Origin of the sequence: Streptomyces sp. 15-116A, from assembly GCF_025290915.1 — a bacterium.
Lineage (GTDB): Bacteria > Actinomycetota > Actinomycetes > Streptomycetales > Streptomycetaceae > Streptomyces.
Window position 1 is genome coordinate 1 of sequence record NZ_JAOCQE010000547.1, and the last position, 1,210, is coordinate 1,210.

Here is a 1,210-nt window from a genome sequence, read left to right on the forward strand (position 1 = left end):
GGCGGCCCGGCGCGCGGCGTCGGCCAGCATGGCCGCCTCCGCCGCCAGACGGGCCTCGTGGGGGGAGCGGCCCGTGCGCAGGGCGGCGTCCCGCACCCGCTCACGGACCCGGTGGTCGAAGTACGGCGCCAGCGTGAGCAGGGCGTCGTGGATCGACACCTCGCGCCACTGGAGCCGGGCCTGGGGGAGCTGCCACCAGGCGGTGGGGGGTTTGGGGGAGGTGGACACCGATTTCACCAGCGACCACAGCGGGCCGAGCCGGCGGTAGTCGCCCAGTCCGCGCCAATGGGACCTGACGGACGGCACCAGCCGCGGCAGCACGAAGCCCACGGAGCACACCAGCGCGCCCAGCGAGGCCATCGGCGGGGCGACATCGGTGGACAGGAAGTCCAGGTCATGACCCGACCAACGCGCCACGACCGCCGTGTACTTGGTCAGCTGGAACCCCACCACGTCCAGCAGCACACCCAGCAGGATCAGCCGCAGGCCGGCGCGCAGCAGACCGGTGACCTCGCGGGCCCACTTCACGCACACGGTGCACAACGCCAGCATCGCCGCGCTGTGCCCGGCCAGGTACAGCAGGATCATCTCCCGCATGAACGGGGTGTTCGCGTAATAGGTGTCCAGGTCCCGCAGCCGCTCGGTGTCCGCGTCGGCGAGCGCGAACAGCGCGACGATGGCGAGTACCAGCAGCGCGTACGCGGCGATGCTGCGCAGCACCAGGCGCCGCACCCGGGCGCGCGGGCCGCCCCGCCAGTTGATCAGCAGGACGAGCACGCTGCAGCTGTACGCGGAGAGCATGCCGTAGGTCAGCGGGGCACCGAAGTTGGGGATGCCGGTGAGTGAGTTGACCGCGGACAGGGTGGGGGGCGCCGCGCACACGAACACCAGGGCACCGAGGACGATCGCCACGCACGTGGACAGGTTCAGCGGGTTCCGCACGGCCCTGCGCGGGCGGCACAGCAGCACGGCGGACATGCCGAACACGAAGGCGGCCAGATACACGACGAGACTCATGCCGGCCGGCTCCCTGCCGCGCCCGTCGTCGTGACACCCGGCGCGGGCACCACCGTCCCGCGACCGGCCGCCGCACCCAGGACGCCCTCGGAACCGGCCGACGCATCGGCGGAAGCGGGCGGCACGTCGGCGGGACCGGGCGGCACGGCGGTGGGGTTCGGCAGGGCGTCGGCGATGCGGGTCAGGGTGTGGG

At 73.1% G+C, this 1,210-nt stretch carries 2 protein-coding genes; both read right to left on the bottom strand.

Annotated elements, in window-relative coordinates:
* On the bottom strand, positions 1–1,017 hold a 1,017-nt coding region (locus tag N4P33_RS35380), incomplete at its 3' end, for an MAB_1171c family putative transporter (RefSeq protein WP_260831010.1).
* A partial coding sequence (locus N4P33_RS35385; protein WP_399030718.1) for a hypothetical protein occupies positions 1,014–1,210 on the bottom strand: 197 nt, incomplete at its 5' end. The genes N4P33_RS35380 and N4P33_RS35385, both read right to left, overlap by 4 nt.